This window comes from Microcoleus vaginatus PCC 9802 (assembly GCA_022701275.1).
In the GTDB taxonomy this organism is placed as follows: domain Bacteria; phylum Cyanobacteriota; class Cyanobacteriia; order Cyanobacteriales; family Microcoleaceae; genus Microcoleus; species Microcoleus vaginatus_A.
Genome location: CP031740.1, coordinates 3,935,563 through 3,953,817, shown reverse-complemented (window position 1 = coordinate 3,953,817; position 18,255 = coordinate 3,935,563). Strand labels below are relative to the sequence as shown.

Below are 18,255 nucleotides of genomic sequence, written 5' to 3'. Positions count from 1 at the left end.
CTATTTCTGCTTCATCACCACCAAAGTAATATCATCAAAAACTTTCTGAGTCCCAATATACTGCCGCACATCATCAATCACGGCTTCCCGAATTTCTTGGGCACAGCGCTGACGATTTTCAACCACCACTTGCCACAACCTTTTTAATCCGTACTGCCTTTTATTAATATCTTTAGCTTCTGGAATTCCATCAGTATAAAGCACCACCACATCCCCAGGATTTAACTGCACTTCTGTTTGAGCAATAAAGTCGCCAATCTCTTCTACTAAGCCAATGGGAAAGCCTAAATCCATCGTGTCTATGCGCTCCTATTTTCCATCAGCGCGCACCACAATTATTTCTTCATGTTGTCCGCTTAATTTCAGGACACCTCCGGCATAGTCTAAGATAGCTAGAGACATATTTCTAGAAGAGTCCATGCGCTGGAGATTTTCATAAAGAGTCTGGTTGAGAACCTCCAAAAACTTCACTGGATCTGTTGCGTTCATTTTCTGAAGCGTCCTGACAGCCGTTTGTGCCATAATCATCAACACGCCACTTTCTAAACCATGTCCGGTGACATCACCAATGCTAATCTTGACTTGACCATCCTGTTGCAATACGTCGTAGTAATCGCCGCCAACTTCATCTGCTGGTTCCATAAACCCAGCTATTTCTAAGCCTTCCACTGCCTCTAATTCTGACTGTTTTGGCAACACCATTTGTTGCAGTTGTTTGACAATATCGAGTTCTGCACTCATGCGGACATTTTCGGCTTTTAGTTTTTGATTCAGGGTGCTAATTTCTTGATTCGCTTCAGCTAGTTGAGCAGTGCGTTCTGCGACTTTATCTTCTAAGTTTTGATAGAGTCGGGCATTTTCGATCGAAATAGCGGCTTGGGAAGATAGAACCTTAAGGACTTCTAAACGCTGGCTCGTAAAGGCTCCTACTGTCAATTTATTTTCTAAATACAGAATCCCAATCAGTTTCCCTTGATTGAGAATGGGCGCACATAAAACTGACTTGGGCAAGTTTTTGACAATATAGGGTTCCTGAGTAAAAACTCCTTCGTTAGTAGCATCCGATAAAACGACATCTTCTTGAGTTCTCGCCACATATTGGATGACACCTAGCGGCAGCTTTTCGCTAGTTTCAATGTTGATTGACTGTAAGACTGTGACTTGTTCTGACTCAACAGAACCTTCAGCTTCAATCAGCAATCTTTCCTGAGATTCTAAAATTATAAAACCCACTTGCGCGCCGGCATTCTCAATCAAAATTTTCATCAATTTTGGTAGTAGTTGCTCTAGGAAAATTCCCCCAGAAATAGCTTGAGAAGCTTTGATGACTGTCGCGAAATCTAAAGCGATGTCCGAGCTTTTGGTACTTTTTATTTGGGTTAAAGTCGTAGGCGCTTCTGTAAAGCGAGTGGCTGCCGAAGATTTAGTTCGTAACTGCGAATATCTTGATTCCAAATCCTCAACTTTTGCCCAAGCTTGCCAGCGAGTATAGCTATAGTATGCCTCTTGTAAATAAGTTTGGGCAATTTGATCCATACCACTTGTTAGATAAAATTCAGCCGCCAACTCATAAGCCAGGGCTTCATCTTGAATATATCCGTTGTCTCTAGCACCTTTAATCGCTCGCTCGTACAGTTCTGCGGCTTGCCAATTCTGACCTAATACTCTCGCTTTTTCAGCCTCCACTAGGTCGTATTTGTGCTGGAAATTTATCGACACACAATCGACCCATTTTTTCATTTTATTTTGATTAAGATTTACTTGTTCGAGATATTCTTTTTTTTTATCGCTATCAGCCTTTTCATACAAAGCCAGAAGGGATAAAGAATAGTAAAATGGATGTTCAGTGGCAGGAAGCAATCCTGCCATCGCTTGTTCGTACTTTGTAGCGAGCGCTGCATTGTTGGTAGCTTCCTGATAGTCTTTAAATAAATAACTGAGAATACTTTTGACTAGATGGGCTGCAAACAAAGAACTAAGATTATTATTGTTTTGCAAAAAGGGTAGCATTTCTTCTTCGTTGAAAAGCTCACCCATTAAGCAAGTTTTATTTTTAGCTTTACCCATTAAATTCAAGGCTAACTGCACCCAAATTTGGGCATAAAACAGGGAAAAATTCTGTTTTGATTTATGAAGAAATTCAATATATGCCATCTGCTTTTGAGCGACTAACTCCAGAGGATATCCCACCAATAATATGTAAGCACAATAGTGAATAGCAGAATAACCGGCAAATTCTAAATCTCCAGTTTCCAGCCCGAATTGAACGGTTTGGCGCAAAGCTTCTATTGAGGCGCGAGCAGGTTCTTTCCAGTGTCTAATGAAAGCATTAAATACTTCATGAACCTTACATTTTATATCGCTAGATTCAAATTTGTCTAACACCTGCAAAGCTAATCTACCAAACTTATATCCCGCCTCGATCTCGTTCATTTCCGTACACAAAAGAACTCCATAAAAAACGTAAGCGAAAGCAGCTTGGGGCGAATTCCCTTCTCGAAGACATAGTTCGAGCATGGTAAATGCGATCGTTGATAATAAGGCAGGATTACTAATACAGACAGGACTAAATAAATTTATGAATATACGCATAGCTGACAATAAGGCAGGGTCAGTCATTTCGGGCAATTCATAAAGACTGTCAATATTCAAGTTAGTTGGCGGTATTTTTGACAGAAACACACCTAACATTTCCAGAAGTTTTAACCCAGTATCTATCGCAGAAGACATCTGATTTTGAACGCAAGCAAACTGCATCTTTGCATCATAAACCTTGAATTTATCTAGTACCGTTTTAGCTTGTTCAAACACAACTTCAGAAAGTTTTTCAGCTTCCTCAAAATTGGTATTTAAGTATTCTGCCCCTACCGCTTCTGTATAAAGATTGAGCGTTAATTCGTACTGCCCTTGCCAACTATCTTGTGCCAAGAGATTTAATCCCGTATGCAAATATTCAACTGCTTCACTATAAGCTGTTGCTGCTTTTGCTTTCTGACCTGCTATTAGATTCAGCTTGGCAATTTCGTCTCGCTCTTGTTGATGGGTAATCAGTTCAACTGCTATATTAAAATGATCGACGATTTCAAATATTTTTTCGGACAAGGTTTCGGGTAGCCTATTTTGCCGAAGTAGGCGACCAATCTGTAAATGAATTGCTTTTTTCTCTGATTCGTCAATCAAAGCATATGCAGCTTCCTGGATGCGATCGTGCCCGAATTTATAAGATTGGATTAAAAGTTCTGAATCTAGTTCTGATAAGGAAATAATTAACTCTGACTGAATGGCGGCTCTGAGATGTGAAAAAAGCTCTACTGCCAATTTTCCGCAAATAATTGATAGGGTATTCAAGTCAAAATCTCTGCCCACACAAGCTGCTAAACGCAAGACTTGCTGACTGGATTCAGTCATTTTTTTGAGCTTAGCAATCATTAACTCAACTACATTATCTGCTATTGCTATCTCTTGAATTTGAGCGATATTCCATGTCCAAATATGCGAATCCAAGTTGAAATAAACTAACTCTTCATTGTACAAATTTTTCAAAAATTCATTGAGAAAGAAAGGGTTGCTATTAGTTTTTCTAACTACTAATTCGGATAAGGGTTGTACGGTTTCTATGGTACTAGACAATGTATCAGCAATAATCTGGCTAATATGTTCTCTTCTTAAAGGTGCGAGCGCGATCCTATTGACAGTCGATCCTCCGGCGCGGATGTCTTCCAAAGCCACCGTCAAAGGATGAGTCGAGTTGACTTCGTTATCCCGATACGCTCCTATTAAAAATAGGTATCGCGTATCTGCATCCGTCATCATTAGTTGAATTAATTTGAGAGTAGCAGAGTCTGCCCATTGCAAGTCATCCAAAAATATAACTAACGGATGGTCTTGAGAACAAAAAGTGCGAATAAAGTTTTGGAATACTATATTAAAGCGATTTTGCGCTTCAGCAAATCCTAAACTCGGTACTGGTGGTTGTTTGCCCACAATTAGTTCTAGTTCAGGAATTACATCGATCGCGATCTGACCATTAACACCTAAAGCTGTTAATATTTTTTCTCGCCATTTGTTTAGTTGTGTTTCTGTTTCTGTTAACAATTGTCGAACTAAGTCAGAAAAAGCAGCCACTACAGCGGAGTAGGGAATATTACGCTGAAACTGATCGAATTTTCCGGCAATAAAATAGCCGCGAGCGCGAGTAATTGGCTTATAAATTTCTTTGACTAATGCTGATTTACCAATCCCAGAATAACCAGCTACCAGCATCAGTTCGATTCCGTCTACTTTCCCTGCTGCTACTCTATCGAAGGCTGCTAATAAAGTAGCAATCTCTGCCTCACGTCCGTATAGTTTTTGGGGAATTTGAAACTTGCCGGATATCTCTTGAGAACCGAGAGTGAATGGCTCAATTAGGTTTTGGATTTGTAACTGGTTCAGACATATTTCCAAATCAGTTTTAATGCCAAAAGCACTTTGGTATCGATTTTCAGCCGTTTTCGCTATCATCTTCATCACAATATCGGAAACAGGCTTGGGTATTTCTGGATCGATTTGATGGGGTGGCTCGGGCTGTTTAGCAATATGACAATGCACCAACTCTAAAGCATCGTTAGTAGTAAATGGAAGTTGTCCGGTGAGGAGTTGGTAGAAAGTAATGCCAAGAGAATAAAAATCACTGCGGTAATCGAGGAAACGATTCATCCTCCCGGTTTGCTCTGGAGAAATATAAGCTAATGTTCCTTCTAAAACATTCGGACTTTTCAGGGTGGGATTTTCGCGAGTGAAGACGGTGGAAATACCAAAGTCGATAATTTTAACTTGTCCTGTTTCTTGATTAAAAAGAATATTTGCGGGGTTAATATCCTTGTGAATAATGTTGGCAGCGTGAATGTTGCCCAGAATTTCTGCTATTTTGATGGCAATGTGGAGAAAATTTGGTAGGGACGCAATATTTTTCGCCTCTACAGGGTCGTTAATTAACATCTTTAAGGAGGTGCCCCCAAAATCCTCTAGGATGATAACCAACCTTCTTTGATACTCCTGGAGGCTATAAGCTTTGATGACTCCCTGGATGTTCAGATTGCTAGCAATCTCATACTCCTGCTTGTAATGGGTCAGTTCGCTTGGTGTGGGATAGTTATGCTTGAGCATCTTGAAGATAACAGGTTGGTTATCCTGTTGTCGGATACCTCGATAAACTATGGATTTGGCGCTTTCATAAATCGGAGCAATTATCTGGTAACCACTAAGTACGATCGTCATTAGACTTCTCCAAAAAATAATTTCAAATTTTTGTCCTGTCTAAATAAACACCTAGTCTCTGGAGATATCTATATTTAAGATATCATCCTCGCTAGGAAACCCAAGATTATTTGCGAATTCAGGATTCACCTTGGCGATCGCCTGTTTTAACAACTCCCCTCGCTCTTTTGATACTTAATTATTATTCTCATTCAGCCTGACTTTGCTTCAAGAGAAGTATCGGGGTATTCAATCGTTACCCCTAGAGACCCTAGAAACGAAGTGGCACGTCCGCCTGCCAAGTTTCCTGAAAATGTAGAACCGTGAAAAGCCAAGATGCGTTCCTTTTGGCCTGAGTTAGCAGTAAAGGAAAAAGACTCCATCTTGGAAGCGTTGTTTTTTGTCCCGTAAGTTGCGGTTTTACCATCTTGGGTTTTAAAGGTTAATTGCAGAATAGCTCTCCAACCATACCAAGTGCCGTAATAACCCGAAACTTCAACGAGAGAATCTCCAGGTTCGATTTCAAAGATACTTTCTTCGCCACCGTTACCACCACGAGCAAACAGACATTCATCGCCGTAACATACTTGCAGGCGATCGATAATATCCCCGTGACGAACAACAATTTTGGTCAAAAAGGGAAAGACTTGATTTTTCGCTGCTTCTGTATCGTCAAACCAATTGTAAAGCTCATTGTTGGTATCGTTTGAATAGCCAACCGCCTTTTCATGGCGCAGAAGGCGTTGCCCGTAGTAGTAGAGGCGCGAATCTTGAATTAGAGGTGAGTTGTCTTTGACTGTTGCACCAAGGCGTTTAGCAGCAGCGCAAGCCGCATTAATTGCTGTGTGCATCGCTCCTTCTGTCCAACCTCCTGCCCAAGAAATGCTATCACCTGCCAGGTAAACTCCTCGATCGCTTTGAGAGTCAAGGGCGCTTAAAAATTGATAGTACGCCGCCTGAGTGTTGGGTTCTTGTCCGGGATACTGAAGCTTAAAGGCGCCGTAGTAATAATCTTCTGCTTGCCAGTCAATACACAAAATATCGTCCTTGTCCTTACCCTCCTTGTCCTTAAACTTAAGGGGAACGAGATTTTTGGCAAACTCGGGACTTACATTGGCGATCGCCTTTTTAAACAGTTTCAGCCGCTCTTGCGGGCTTAATCCCATTAACTTCGTTGAATCATCTTCCCAAGTGTAGCTAACCACGACGACTCCGTTGTTGTCAGGATTGTATTCTTTGGGATAGTCAAGGGCGTAGATGCCACGCGGTAATTCGTCAGTTTGAATATTTTGGGGAATATTCGGTTTTGGCTGACCATTATCATCCAACCAAAACTTTGTTTTCGTGCGAATAAACAGTTTTGAAGAGGTGGTTAAGTGTAGGTTGCGTAATGCCACCTGAACGGATTGTTTAGCAATAACCGCATCAGAACTGGTAGGAAAGTCGAGGGTTAACCCCATTAACTCCATTGAGCGAGTTGTGGTTGTAACAATAACCGCTTCAAAGGATTTCGATTGCTCGCTCTTATCTGGATTGGTATAGTAAACGACGGGTTTACCATTTTGGTATTTAATGGCGGTAACTGGAGTGTTTAGATGCAGGGCATTCAAATCTTGCAGCGATTGCCTTCCCCGAGGAGAATCAACTGGCTCGGTGTAAAATTTCTCAATAAAGGCGCTGATGCCAAAGGGGAGAAGTTGCTGATTGTCTTCCCAGCCGTTAGCTACGATTCGCAGGAATTCTAGGAAATTAATCGGAAATAACGGCCCAAATCCTCCTGAACCCATGCCAAGTGCGCCAAATTTGTTGGCATCTTCGTCTGTCCAACTGGGAATCCCCTGACGAACTGCTTTGTAGAAGCTGATGTTTTGATAGCGATAGATATAACCTTGCCAAATTTGTCTGAGCTTTTTCCGCTTTTGTTGGTACTCTTGAGCATCGCCTTTTTGTTTGACAGTTGCTAATTCCCCCCAAGCTTGTTTAAGTGGTTCGACTAGCTTATTCACAAAACTATTCCACTCGTTTCCAATGCGTTCAAATTCTTTGTTGTTCGGGTGCGCGCAACCCTCTGGCCAGTCTATCTCTTCATTTTCGTAATACAGTTTTGTTGGGACTTTCCCCGGATCGGGAAAGCTGCCTCCTTGTGTGGAAAGATTAAAAACCTGGCTGAGATAGTAAAAAAACAGTTTTCCAGAGGGAGGAAACCGCATCGCTCCCAACTCAGCCAAAACAGGAGATTCTTTGCCATCAGATTCGGTGAAGTGTTTAGAATAAGCCCGTCCGCCAATGCGATCGCTAGCTTCAAAGAGTACAGGTTTTGCACCCATTTTCAAAAGTTCGTAGGCAGCAACCAATCCAGCAACTCCTGCACCGATCACCGCCACTTCCGTTCCCCAACGGTCTTCAGGAAGCGTAGCAATACGATCGCCCTTAACAAATTCAACGTAGTCATAAAGGGTGTCGATAACGCCTATGATATCTTCGGAAGAGGGAGAGAATTTGTTCCGTTGGGGAACATTTAGCAGTTCGTAAAATGGCATACAAATATTCCTGATATTCTTGGATCAATCGTCATAGATAACATCCAAGTAAATTCTACCATCTGTGTGCAATTTGCGAGTTTTTGTGGTAGGAGCCAGATTGGTATTTTGGCGTCCTTATCTCCCGACCTTTAAGAGCGTGAATTATGTTTATCTAAGCATCGTATCATCCGATATGTTAACCCGGAACAAGCAAGCAGAAACTTGCCATAGCAGGTAAGTCAACTTACCTGCTCATTTACAACCAGCCAAACAAGAGTTTTCTCATCTTTATTGCTGGAGTATTTTCACGGTGGAAAATCTTGGGGAAGTCCCATATTTTACTAACAAATCTGTTCCTTGAACAATCATCTCTAACCCGCAGATGGTCTATCTAGGGTTGGTTTGTCTCGGATTTGCGGCCGCAGTTCCGTAATTGACTCGACAGCCGATATTGAACAAACTCGAACTGCACTCAAGAGGGACAATCTGCTGATCGAGGAGGGCGCTGCAACTGACATACTGGTCGTTATTAGTATCTCTTACCATACATTCGATCGGGTTAGCTCCCGATCGCGCCGACCAACTCTTCATACCTACGACTGCAATGATATGCTGCCAGTAGAAAGCAAATAGCGATACTGCAAACAGTACAACAACTGCTACTCCTACTTTCAATTTCCAACTATTTAGGACGTTTCCCAAACTGTTTTTCACGTTTTCCACTCCTGAAATTGAGCTTTCGGTAGTTATTTCTGGAGTTGTCAAGTTTGTTTGTGTTTGTTCTGCTGGAATTTCAGACATAATGTATCTCCTATGATTGCTGGGATTTGGCTAAGCTCGCAGTTGCCATCGCTATTGCAAACTTTATCAAATTTTAGCAAAACTAGCCTGTACCGACAACCGATTCGGGCAGCACCGCCAGGGAAGTATGTAGATTCACCAACTGCTAACGCGATTTCTATGCCTTTTGAGGTATTGCCCACTTCGCGATCGGCTATTTTGCACCGGGCGCAATAGAATAGTTGGTGATGTTGTCGAAAAACGGCTCAAGTGAATCAGCTTTTTTACGAACCGCAGAGAGCGCAGAGGGCGCAGAGAAAGAAAAAAGAGAGATATATTGACTTTCACCAATCATTTAGGGTTTCGATAGCAGTTCTAATAACTCAGCTTCCGAAAGTAGTTCTAGCCCCAAAGATTGAGCCTTTTCCAATTTAGAACCCGCCTCTTCTCCCACAACCACATAATCTGTTTTAGCACTCACAGAACTTGTGACTTTACCGCCTGCTTTTTGAATCAAGTCTTTAGCTTCATCTCGTTTCAAAGTGGGCAAAGTTCCCGTCAGCACAAAAGTTTTGCCTGCAAGTGGTAAATTTGTGCGGGCTAAATTGGAATTTTTCACTTCTGACTGCAATTGCAAGCCGGCAGTTTTCAACCGTGCAATTAAACTTTGATTTGCCGGCACTCGAAACCACTGATAAACAGCTTGAGCAATTTCCGACCCGATGCCGTAAACCCCCTCAATCGATGCTGCCGATACCGCTGCTAACTCTTCCACATTGGCAAATTTTTCTGTCAGCAATTGAGCGTTGACTGTGCCGACGTGGCGGATACCCAAGCCGTAAAGTACCCGCGACCAAGGTTGATTTTTCGATTGGGCGATCGCACTTACCAACTTTTCTGCTAACTTCTTACCCATCCGTTCCAAACTCATCAATTTTTCCGCAGTCAAATCGTACAAATCTGCCGCAGAATGCACCAGATTGCTATCAACCATCTGCTGCACCAACTTTTCCCCAACACCGTTAATATCGAGAGCATCCCGGCTGCAAAAATGAATCAGTGAACCCCTCAAAATCGCAGGACAAGACGTATTGATGCAGCGAGTAACGGCCTCCCCCTTTTCCCGAACCACAGGCTGTTGGCATTCGGGACAGCAACTAGGCATTTGGAAAAGTTGAGCCTTTTGGGGACGAAGTTCCGGCAAAACTCGCACAACTTCTGGTATAATTTCCCCAGCTTTTCTGACAATTACAGTATCGCCAATGTGGAGATTTAGGTCGGAAAGTCGATCGCTGTTGTGGAGAGAAGCCCGCGAAACCGTCGTCCCCGCCAACTGCACCGGTTTGAGTTCCGCTACAGGAGTCAGAGCCCCGGTTCTCCCTACTTGCACGGTGACAGCTTCTACTATTGTAGGGACTTCGGCGGCGGGATACTTCAATGCGATCGCCCAACGCGGAAACCTCTGAGTAAAACCCAATTGTTTTTGCAGCAAAACCGAATTAATCTTAACAACAACCCCATCAGTCATGTAAGGCAAATTTCGCCGTTCAGTATCCCAATATTCGTAATACTCCCGAACCTCATCCAAAGCATAGCAAATTTTGCGATTGGGATTTACCTTAAACCCCATTCTTCGCAACAATTCCAACGATTCCCACTGCGTTTTCTCCTCGTTACCCTCATCTAAATGCAGAGTATAAGCAAAGAAATCCAACCGTCGCTTATCCACAATTTTAGAATCCAACTGCCGCAGCGTACCCGCCGCAGCATTGCGAGGATTAGCAAACAATTGTTCCCCGGCTTTTTCCCGTTCCCGATTAATTTCCTCAAACACAGCTAAAGACAAAAAAGCTTCTCCCCGCACTTCCACAACCGGCGGCGGATTATCTAAATTGAGCTTTAAAGGAATCGAGCGAATAGTCTTGACATTTTGAGTAATTTCCTCTCCGGCAATGCCGTCTCCCCGTGTCGCACCACGGACTAAAACTCCATTTTCATAGGTTAACGCTAAAGCAGAACCGTCAATTTTTAACTCGCAAACATAGCAAACCCCCCCCAACCCCCCCTTGCTAAGGGGGGGAGTAATTTCCCTGTTTTCCTGATTGCTAATGGAAGATGTTATTCCCTCTTGTCCCCCCCCTTCACAAGGGGGGGTTAGGGGGGGTGCATTTCCCTCTTGACCGGAGGTTAGGGGGGGCGCTACCCTTTGCCAGCGTTCCTGCCATTTAGCAAATTCTTCAAAATTAAAAGCATTTTCCAAACTGTAGAGAGGAATATTGTGTTTGACGCTAAAAAATTGAGTAGCCGGCTGTTCTCCCACCCGCTGAGTCGGACTTTCCGCAGTAATTAATTCAGGATAATCTGATTCTAATTCTTGCAACTGGCGATAAAGTCGATCGTACACCTCATCTGGCATGATCGGCGCATCGAGAACATAATAAGCATAGCTAGCTTCCTGTAGCTGCTGCCTCAACTGTTGAATTTGCTGCTGAATCTCTGCTGCCATATCGATTTAAGGTTTTCAATTTTCGATTTTCGACTTTTGATTATAATTCTCGATTTTAGCTCCAAAAAAATGGGCTAGCAATCTCTCTGCTGCCAGAGCTAGTGGAGATGTGAGATGATAAATCTCAATTTGAGCTAAAAGAAAAGAGCCAGCAATTAGAAAATCCAAACTTATTCTAATTATCACCCGGCCCCAAAACGGATACTTACTTTCCGACAGGAGTCGCCAGTCGGCAAAAATTTTCGACTATTGTTCAACCTCCCAGATGCCTCTAGGGAGTAAATTTCCAATCATTTGACTGAGTGAACGCCGAAATTTACGGCCAACCTGTCACGCCGACTTCTAAAATCTCAAATTCACTGACTCGCCTTTATAGCTGCCCAACTCGGGGCGTAAAGCATCACAAATTCAAGTCTGGAAACTCGGTAAATTTCTTGTTTTCCCCGGACATGGAAGGTTGAAGATTCTCACCTTCTTTTTCGCCGTTCAAGTTGCTATTGGCGCGGGATTTGGTGAATTCTTGAGCGTTTGGCTTGGTAAAAGCGAGCGGTTCAGCGTGTTCAACCTGAAATACGTTGGCGTAGAGGTTGGCAATAATCTGTTTGCCTCCCTGGGTCAATTCCAAGTAGTTCAAAGCGGCTGGAATGTAAGGAAAAACTCCATTCCAATAAAACTTGGCGTAATTTTGCCGCAAATCTCCCGGAGACTTGTATCCCAAGATTTTATTAGTGCCGACTTCCTCAAATTCGTAGAACAGGGCACTTATTTTTCGCAGGTAATTTGGATCACTCAACTGACCGATCAAATCAGCGGCCCTAGCGAGTCCAGAATAATTATTTCTGTCTTGATGAGTTTCGCTAGCAGGAACTGGGAAGCGCGTCAATTCAATATTGCGCTTGATTTGTTCGGCATCAATTAATGTGTGCCCGCCGAAGCGTTCGTCAATTACGAGTTTTCCTCGATCGACATGATAAGGAGTTAAACTGGCAGAAGTTGCCCCGATAGGCACAGAAACCATGCCCCCGTCAATACCCGTAGCGTAGAGTCCCACAGCTTCTTGGTCTTGGCGGCAAACACCTTTGACGTAGCCGATATCGTGGCACAGCAGCGATATCAGGTAGTGCAGCCAATCTTCCGGCGACACTCCCCCTTCGCGAATATGCTTGCCGCGGAGAATCTCTTGTCCCACCAAAGCCACAAGCATTGTGTGTTCCACATTGTGGTAAAGAGCATCGCAGTTAGCGATATTTTCCAGAGCCATAGTCCCTGCCCAGGCGATAATTTCAGGGTAGTCAGGCTTGTACTTGCCGTAGGTGCGACGGTAGCCGGCCTGCAACTCTTGCACAAAAGCGTCAATCAGGATAGCAGTTGCATTGAACATCATAAATTCTCTCACTCAGGCTGTAGTTACAAACTTGCTCGAAAATATCTTGGATAGCTGAAAAAATAATCAATGGGCATTCCAGTAGGTTTGACCCCTCGGCGTGGAATTTTAAATTTCAGCTAGCCTTGTCAAATCAGAAAATTACTTTTAGGCTATGCTTCCCACGATAACCTAATTTCCGAAGCATCCGAACCAACCGATCGATTTTTTGGCATTAAATGTTGACGAAACAATTTACATCGTTTCACCGACTAATTATTAGAAGTCCTAGGTGTGAAAGTTATGAACTGTCTGTTTTCGAGCCTCTCCACTGCTGCCCTTCGCGCTCGGCGGTCGATCACCCAAAAATACCTAGGATTGTTTGCATTCACGGCTGTTTGCACCGCCGCACCGGCAATGGGTGCCGAGCGAATTTACGTAACTTACGGGCCGCTAGAAGAATCAGTTCCCATCGCATCCCTGGCACTCTTCGCCAAAGAAGGCAAAATAGACTCGAACTTGGACGGCTTCGCTCAATATATCAAAGAATCTCAGCTAGCGGAGATTCGCAGCGCCCTGCAAGCGAAAGCTGAAATCAGCCAGGTGACGATCGCCCAATTTCTCTACACGCCTCAAGGAGAAGTGCTGCTGAAACGCTTGGGTCGAGTAATTCAAACCAAAGCTCGGCAGCCCGGATTTTATGCCATCCGAGCCGCCTTGATTTTAGCAGCCTCAGATCCAGAAGGCCTGACAATACTCAACGTGCTGCGGAAATTCCCCACTTATGGCATCAGAATTGACATCGCTCGCGCCTTGGGTATCGCCGACGAGCTGACATCGCTGATCAACCGTTCCAATCAGACGATCGCCGGAGTCGCCCAGTTGTCGGAAGCACAAGCAGCCTCTGAACCCGCCATACCGGCTGCGGCAATGCTGCAGCCCCAGCTACCGGGCCCCTATACTTGGAAAAAATCATCGGTAATTCTGACGAGTCCAAATCGCCTTCGCACGTTTGATATGGACATTTACTTGCCACAGGGCAGCCCCCAACCGGCCCCAGTAGTAGTAATTTCCCACGGTTTAGGTTCCGATCGCATTTCCTTTCAATATTTAGCAAAACACCTAGCCTCCTACGGCTTTGCCGTCGCCGTCCCCGAACATTCCGGCAGCAACGCCCAACAAATCCAAAACTTAGTAACAGGCAGAGCCAGCGAAGTAGCAGAACCAGCAGAATTTGTTAACCGCCCCCTCGACATCAAAGACCTGCTCGATTATTTAACCAAACTTTCTACAACCAATCCGGCCTACCAAGGGCAGCTCGACTTGCAGCGAGTCGGCGTCATCGGCCAGTCTTTCGGTGGCTATACGGCTTTAGCATTAGCCGGGGCGGGGATTAATTTTGCACAGCTAGACAAAGACTGCCAGGTCGAAAACGAAACTTGGAACCTCTCCCTGCTTTTGCAGTGCCGCGCCCGCGGCCTAGAGCGCAACCAGTACAATTTCGCCGACCCGCGCATCAAAGCTGCGATCGCCATCAACCCCATCGTCAGCAGCATTCTCGGAGAAACAAACCTCAGCAAAATCCAAATCCCAGTCATGGTAATAGCAGGCAGCGCCGATACCGTCGCCCCCGCTTTGCTCGAACAAATTCAACCGTTCACCTGGCTGACATCGCCCAACAAATATCTCGTACTAATGAACAACGGGACTCACTTCTCAACGATCGAGGAATCCCCTCAAAGCCTATTTCTCCCGCCAGCAGAGGCGATCGGACCCGAACCTGCTTTAGCCCGCCGCTACCTCAGCGGACTCAGCCTAGCTTTCATGGAAAGCTATTTGAACAACAAATCAAATTTCCGCCCGTATTTGGAGCCATCCTACGCTTTAAGCATCTCCCGAGACACTCTCGGACTGAGAATTTTGCGATCGCTCACCCCGCAACAACTCCAGCAGTTCAGGTTTTCTCCACCTCCTCGCATCCCGGCCTCTCCACCTGTCCTCGCTCCTGTTTCTCTACCTTCTCCACCTCCCATAGCTCCCGTTCGTTAGGGTTGAGGTGCGCCGAAGAGCACGCTGGCATATCTTTTCGCGATCGGGCGATCGCCCCTGTCTCTCCTTTCATCAGCTTTCCTAATCGCAGTCATCAGTTTAACTGTCGCTCAACCCCTTTACAAACCTTAACAACACCGTTAATAATATAAACATCATCCGAACATTGAAAACCAAATAAAGCAATCATAAACAAATGACAACAACCTTACAGCAACGCGAAAGCGCCAACGTCTGGGAACGCTTTTGTGAGTGGGTAACATCAACCGACAACCGCATTTATGTAGGTTGGTTCGGCGTCTTGATGATTCCCACCCTCCTGAGCGCAACCATCTGCTACATCATCGCCTTCATCGCTGCCCCTCCAGTGGACATCGACGGCATCCGTGAACCAGTAGCAGGTTCCTTGATGTACGGTAACAACATCATCACAGGTGCAGTTGTTCCTTCATCCAACGCCATCGGCTTACACTTCTACCCAATCTGGGAAGCAGCTTCCCTCGATGAGTGGTTGTACAACGGCGGCCCTTACCAATTGGTAATTTTCCACTTCCTGATCGGTGTATTTTGCTACATGGGTCGTGAATGGGAATTGTCCTACCGCTTAGGTATGCGTCCTTGGATCTGCGTCGCTTACTCTGCACCAGTTGCAGCAGCCACCGCAGTATTCTTGATCTACCCAATTGGACAAGGTTCTTTCTCTGACGGTATGCCTTTGGGTATCTCCGGCACATTCAACTTCATGATCGTGTTCCAAGCAGAGCACAACATCCTGATGCACCCGTTCCACATGTTGGGAGTTGCTGGTGTCTTCGGTGGTTCTTTGTTCTCCGCAATGCACGGTTCTTTAGTTACCTCTTCTTTGGTTCGTGAAACAACCGAAACCGAATCGCAAAACTACGGTTACAAATTCGGTCAAGAAGAAGAAACCTACAACATCGTTGCAGCCCACGGCTACTTCGGTCGTTTGATTTTCCAATACGCTTCATTCAACAACAGCCGTTCTTTGCACTTCTTGTTAGGTGCATGGCCAGTTGTCGGTATCTGGTTTACCGCTTTGGGTATATCGACAATGGCTTTCAACTTGAACGGTTTCAACTTCAACCAATCGATTATCGACTCTCAAGGTCGTGTTATCAATACTTGGGCTGATGTCATCAACCGCGCTAACTTGGGTATGGAAGTAATGCACGAGCGCAATGCTCACAACTTCCCGCTTGACTTGGCTGCAGGTGTTACCACTCCCGTAGCAATGGTTGCTCCTTCTATCAATGGCTAAGTTTTAGTCTTTGATTGACAAAAAGCGCTCCTAGAAATAGGGGCGCTTTTTGTTTGGGTAAAAATATTTTTACTGCGGGGATTGGAAGTATAGCAGTCGCTAAGGCAGTTAGGACCCTTGACCTAAGACATCCTCAATTGCCAGAACGTAAAAAATCAAACTGTTCCAGTTGTTGGCGGGTTCGACTCTTTAACCAAGACTCTTTTTGGCTCAATCTTGTTTAGGTAGAGGAGAATATGGTAGTAAGTACACTAATTTTTCAAAAAAATTTTGTTCAATAAATAACCATTAAGAGCTGTGCGATCGAGCTTTTTAATTTTTCCATCCCTGAAGTGCTACGAAGCTACTGCAAAATCTGTGTACTGCCGCATCCCAGGCTCGTGAAATGCCAAAACAATATCTTCCTTGGGAACTCCAGCGCGCACCAAATCCGTTGCAATCCCATCTTCTGTCCAGTCTTCCTCAATCCAGAAGTTGCGATCGCGAATCCGAACGTAAACAGTGATACCGGTAATGCGATCGCCCTTTTGCCAGCCCAGGTTCATCCAGATGTATAGTCATTTCAAATAAATCTGAGACAAATGCAAGATGATGTAAAATCAAGAAAAATTGTTAACTCGGAGCCGAAAAATGGCATACAGTCTAGATTTAAGAAAAAGAGTAGTGGATTATGTGGAAAATGGAGGGGGTATAACTAAAGCCGCCGCCCTGTTTAAAGTAGGAAGAGCAACAATATACAGATGGCTAGGGAGGGAAGACCTTCGAGCCACTAAGGTAGAACACCGTGAGCGAAAGATAGACTGGGAAGCGCTCAGAAAAGATGTAGAAGAAAATCCCGAAGCAAGATTAATAGAAAGAGCAAGGAAATTCGGGGTGAGAGCGAGTGCCATATGCTATGCCTTAAAGAAAATGAAAATTACGAGAAAAAAAAAGAATATCGTTATAGAGAAAGGAATAGAGAAGAAAGAATACAATACTACCAAACACTGAGAAATTTAATTAAAGCTCATGGGAGTAAAAGCCTTGTATTTATTGATGAGTCAGGGTTTGAAGAGTTTCATGCTTGTGTTTATGCGTGGTCAAAAAAAGGAAAAAAAGTATATGGGGATAGACAAGGAAAACGCGGAAAAAGAGAAAATTTAGTAGCAGGAAGAAGAAAAGGAAACAAGGACTTGATTGCACCTATGGTCTTTACAGGGAGCTTGAATGCAGAAAGTTTTGAAGGGTGGTTAGCTTTATATTTATTGCCATCTTTAACAATACCATCAATATTAATCATGGATAATGCACCGATTCATCGTAAGACAGCAATTAGACTGCTGGTGGAGGAAGCAGGCCATCAGATACTTTTTTTACCAAAATACTCTCCTGACTTAAATGATATTGAGCATGATTTTAGTGCATTAAAGAGAGCTATAATGTATTCGCATTCTGCCACATCTCTTGATGAGATTATTCGCGCTTATTGTGCAACTTAGTGTCTCATTTTTATTTGAAATAACTATAATGACCGTTTTGTTCGTCGGTAATCAAGAATGTCTCGATGTCTTGTTGAGAATGCCGATCGCACAATTCTATATACTCGGTCAAAATACGCTTAATTAGTTTGGGATACTCAGTTAGTTTATCCCTTGCACTATTTTCTCTACTATCGATCGACCTTTTTTCCCATCGCACTGCGCGAATTGCGATCGCATCAAATGCCTGATTCAGTAAAAGCTAGGTTCAAATCATCAATCCACCCCAATTGTTGGGCCCACTCTGTTAAGTAACCCCGATCCCAATTCTCAGATTGGACTTTCAGAATTCCCAAAACATCATTCCATTGTTTTTGAGACTTAGACTGTTGCCGCCAGAGCAGTTTTGCCAACACAATATCTTCAGGAGAAGCAACCCAAAATTGTTCTACACCAGCTTCGTCAAGCGCTTCTAATCGTCGTCTTGCCATTTTTGAGCGATCGAATTCAGTATTAGAATTCAGCACAATATCAGCGTTCAATACTAAAGTCATGTGAGTGACGCTCAACACCATCCCTCTACCCTCTTGAATATCTTTTACCGAACCCGGAGGGCAGTAAAAACCAGCCGTTTCTAGTGCTTCAACTAATTTAAAAATATTGTCCCGGAGCAATTCAATTACTAAATCTAAATCGCGTGTTGTTCTAGGGTCGCCATAGACCGAAGCGGCAACGCATCCTGTAATATAATCAGAGATACCTAATGTTTCAAAAATTGGGTGCAACAGTCTAGCAATTTCGCTGGGGTCTTGTGTCCACATAGAGGACTCACTGGTGGGGGTTAAAATTGGCAACCACTTGCTACCTAATATCGATCGAGCAAATCGCTCTTTGTGGGTTGAGCGGCAAGCTTTTTTTATCCCGCGCAAGCTAACAGTTTTTGCCCAACGATTTAATTTTGCCCCCATTTGCCACCGTTGGGAATTGGTGAGTTGCCGCAGTAGGTAAAAATCAATTGCATCAGCTTCAGGAGTTTTATCATCCGATCAATAAAAAGCTGC

At 44.0% G+C, this 18,255-nt stretch carries 7 protein-coding genes and 5 pseudogenes; 4 read left to right on the top strand and 8 right to left on the bottom strand.

The genetic code is table 11. From position 1 onward, the window contains the following. The 3 genes and pseudogenes from D0A34_16070 to D0A34_16060 all read right to left on the bottom strand — a co-directional run bounded on the left by D0A34_16070 (position 1) and on the right by D0A34_16060 (position 8,561). Positions 1 to 5,253: pseudogene (locus tag D0A34_16070) on the bottom strand (GAF domain-containing protein). 197 nt (positions 5,254 to 5,450) lie between these two features. After that, the gene (locus tag D0A34_16065; protein ID UNU20188.1) at positions 5,451 to 7,778 is read right to left on the bottom strand and encodes a hypothetical protein; all 2,328 of its coding nucleotides are present in this window, start codon (positions 7,776 to 7,778) and stop codon (positions 5,451 to 5,453) included. Positions 7,779 to 8,147: 369 nt separating this feature from the next. Beyond that, entirely contained in the window at positions 8,148 to 8,561 is a 414-nt protein-coding gene (locus tag D0A34_16060) for a hypothetical protein (GenBank protein UNU20187.1), read from the bottom strand. 12 nt (positions 8,562 to 8,573) lie between these two features. Between D0A34_16060 and D0A34_16055 the strand changes: the two genes are divergently transcribed. Next, complete coding sequence (locus D0A34_16055; protein ID UNU20186.1) at positions 8,574 to 8,777, top strand: hypothetical protein; 204 nt, start codon at positions 8,574 to 8,576, stop codon at positions 8,775 to 8,777. Positions 8,778 to 8,895: 118 nt separating this feature from the next. Here D0A34_16055 and ligA read toward each other — a convergent pair whose 3' ends face one another. Continuing rightward, complete coding sequence (gene ligA, locus D0A34_16050) at positions 8,896 to 11,046, bottom strand: NAD-dependent DNA ligase LigA (GenBank protein UNU20185.1); 2,151 nt, start codon at positions 11,044 to 11,046, stop codon at positions 8,896 to 8,898. A gap of 400 nt (positions 11,047 to 11,446) precedes the next feature. Continuing rightward, a complete protein-coding gene (locus D0A34_16045; protein ID UNU22326.1) occupies positions 11,447 to 12,427 on the bottom strand; it encodes a metal-dependent phosphohydrolase in 981 nt (326 codons plus the stop codon). A gap of 285 nt (positions 12,428 to 12,712) precedes the next feature. Between D0A34_16045 and D0A34_16040 the strand changes: the two genes are divergently transcribed. Beyond that, positions 12,713 to 14,458: an alpha/beta hydrolase gene (locus D0A34_16040; GenBank protein UNU20184.1), complete on the top strand. Its 1,746-nt coding sequence runs from the start codon at positions 12,713 to 12,715 to the stop codon at positions 14,456 to 14,458. Between the two features lie 196 nt (positions 14,459 to 14,654). Beyond that, positions 14,655 to 15,737 carry a photosystem II q(b) protein gene (psbA, locus tag D0A34_16035; GenBank protein UNU20183.1) on the top strand — a complete coding sequence of 361 codons (1,083 nt, stop codon included), beginning with the start codon at positions 14,655 to 14,657 and terminating at the stop codon, positions 15,735 to 15,737. Positions 15,738 to 16,072: 335 nt separating this feature from the next. On the opposite strand, the pseudogene D0A34_16030 reads toward psbA, so the two are convergent. Beyond that, a pseudogene (locus tag D0A34_16030) lies at positions 16,073 to 16,291 on the bottom strand (XisI protein). 76 nt (positions 16,292 to 16,367) lie between these two features. Between D0A34_16030 and D0A34_16025 the strand changes: the two are divergent. Next, positions 16,368 to 17,215: pseudogene (locus D0A34_16025) on the top strand (IS630 family transposase). Positions 17,216 to 17,240: 25 nt separating this feature from the next. On the opposite strand, the pseudogene D0A34_16020 reads toward D0A34_16025, so the two are convergent. Beyond that, positions 17,241 to 17,393: pseudogene (locus tag D0A34_16020) on the bottom strand (hypothetical protein). 40 nt (positions 17,394 to 17,433) lie between these two features. Continuing rightward, positions 17,434 to 18,240: pseudogene (locus tag D0A34_16015) on the bottom strand (hypothetical protein). Positions 18,241 to 18,255: the final 15 nt, after the last annotated feature.

Coding starts and splice junctions, on each gene's coding strand:
- D0A34_16060 (UNU20187.1), bottom strand. CDS start 8,561: ATGTCTGAAATTCCAGCAGAACAAACACAAACAAACTTGACAACTCCA.
- D0A34_16040 (UNU20184.1), top strand. CDS start 12,713: ATGAACTGTCTGTTTTCGAGCCTCTCCACTGCTGCCCTTCGCGCTCGG.
- D0A34_16045 (UNU22326.1), bottom strand. CDS start 12,427: ATGTTCAATGCAACTGCTATCCTGATTGACGCTTTTGTGCAAGAGTTG.
- D0A34_16065 (UNU20188.1), bottom strand. CDS start 7,778: ATGCCATTTTACGAACTGCTAAATGTTCCCCAACGGAACAAATTCTCT.
- ligA (UNU20185.1), bottom strand. CDS start 11,046: ATGGCAGCAGAGATTCAGCAGCAAATTCAACAGTTGAGGCAGCAGCTA.
- D0A34_16055 (UNU20186.1), top strand. CDS start 8,574: ATGATTGCTGGGATTTGGCTAAGCTCGCAGTTGCCATCGCTATTGCAA.
- psbA (UNU20183.1), top strand. CDS start 14,655: ATGACAACAACCTTACAGCAACGCGAAAGCGCCAACGTCTGGGAACGC.